The organism is Streptomyces sp. MK37H, from assembly GCF_018035285.1.
Lineage (GTDB): Bacteria > Actinomycetota > Actinomycetes > Streptomycetales > Streptomycetaceae > Streptomyces > Streptomyces endocoffeicus.
Genome location: NZ_JAAAYH010000792.1, coordinates 1 through 1813, shown reverse-complemented (window position 1 = coordinate 1813; position 1813 = coordinate 1). Strand labels below are relative to the sequence as shown.

2 protein-coding genes are annotated in these 1813 nt (G+C 71.3%); one reads left to right on the top strand and one right to left on the bottom strand.

All coding sequences use genetic code 11. The features are described from left to right. Positions 1-22: 22 nt before the first annotated feature. A complete protein-coding gene (locus GWI24_RS43955) occupies positions 23-1093 on the top strand; it encodes a lytic polysaccharide monooxygenase (protein ID WP_210951598.1) in 1071 nt (356 codons plus the stop codon). 198 nt (positions 1094-1291) lie between these two features. Here GWI24_RS43955 and GWI24_RS43950 read toward each other — a convergent pair whose 3' ends face one another. Next, a complete protein-coding gene (locus GWI24_RS43950) occupies positions 1292-1747 on the bottom strand; it encodes an Lrp/AsnC family transcriptional regulator (protein ID WP_210951597.1) in 456 nt (151 codons plus the stop codon). Between the last annotated feature and the right edge of the window lie 66 nt (positions 1748-1813).

Genomic DNA, 1813 nt, shown 5'->3' with positions numbered 1-1813 from the left:
CCCACCGAAGGAGTCCCCCACGATGACCGCTCGTGCGACCGTTCGCCGCAGAACCGCCCGCATCGCCGTGCTCGGCATGGTGCCGCTCGCCCTCACCGCGCTGAGCGCGGACCCGGCCTCCGCGCACGGTTCGATGACGGGCCCGGTCAGCCGGGTGTCGGCGTGTTTCGCGGAGGGGCCGGAGAGCCCGGACTCGGCGGCCTGCAAGGCGGCCGTCCAGGCGGGTGGCACCCAGGCGCTCTACGACTGGAACGAGGTCAACATCCCGGACGCCGCCGGGCGCCACAAGCAGATCATCCCGGACGGAAAGCTGTGCAGCGCGGGCCGCGACAAGTACAAGGGCCTGGACCTGCCGCGCGCCGACTGGCCCGCCACCGCCATGACGGCCGGTGAGCACACCTTCACCTACCGGGCCACCGCGCCCCACCGGGGCAGCTTCGAGCTGTACATCACCAAGGACGGCTACGACCCGACGAAGCCCCTGACCTGGGCGGACCTGGAGGCGGAGCCGTTCGCCAAGGTCACCGACCCCACGCTGCGGGACGGGAGTTACGTCTTCTCGGGGAAGGTGCCGGTCAAGTCGGGCCGCCATCTGATCTACAGCGTCTGGCAGCGCTCGGACAGCCCGGAGGCGTTCTACACCTGCTCGGACGTGACCTTCGGCGGAGGGGCCGCCGCGGCCAAGGGCGCCGGGACGAAGGCGGGTTCCGCACCCACCGCCGGCGCGCCCGATGACGCCCAGATAGCGGCGGGCGCCGAGAAGTCCACGGTCGATCACCACGGCCACGGCGGTGACAGCGGCGCCGAGGCCGACCATCGCCCGAAGGCTTCGGAGGCGGCGGACGAGAAGGGCACCGAGGGGAACCACCCCGAGGCCAAGAGCGCCGAGGTCATGGCCGCGAGCACCGGACCGGAGGGCCCGCAGGGCTCGCGGGGCGGGAGCGCCGCCGACGGGCAGCACCTCGCCGAGACCGGGGGCGACGGATCCACCGGCCCCATGGCCATCGGCGGCGCCGCGGTCCTCGCCACCGGCGCGGCCGTGCTGTTCGCCGTCGCCAACCGCCGCAAGACCGTACAGCGAGGCCGCGGCTGAGGTCCCGCGTCACCGCTGAGGCCGTACGTCACGGCTGAGGCCGAGGCCTTACGGCGATGCCGTTGACACCGTGTCCGTGGCACTAGCTGTGGCCGTGGCGGTGGCCGTGGCCGATCGGACGGAGTCGGTTCCGGGGTGGATGACGGCACCCCCCGGGACCGGCTCTCTTCGCGCTCTTCCCCGTCGCCTTCCCCGTCGTCACTCCAGCTCGTTGATCACATCGCCCGCCACATGCTGGTAGATGATCGAGCTGCGGAAGTCCACGACCTCCTTGCACCCCGACACCCGGTCCATCAAGAACGCGTGCAGCCGGTCCACATCGCGCACCGCGACATGCACCAGGAAGTCGTCGCCGCCCGCGACCACATACACCGACAGCACCTCGGGGAGCGTGACCAGATAGGCCTTGAACCCCTCGATCACCTCCCGACTGAGCGGCCGGATCCGGACCGCGAGCAGTGCTTGCACCGGCCGCCCCAGCGAACGCAGATCGACCGTCGCCCGATAGCCGGTGATCACCCCGCGGTTGCGCAGCCCCCGCACCCGCTCCAGGCAGGTGGAGGCGGCGATGCCGAGCGTCCGGGCGAGTTCGCGGTTGGTCTGCCGTGCGTCGCGCTGCAGTTCGCGGACTATCGCCGTATCAAGTTCGTCCATGACGCCCACCTTCCCGGCCTCGCCGAATTTCCTTCGGCAGGGCCGTTTTCCCCTTGTTCATCCAGC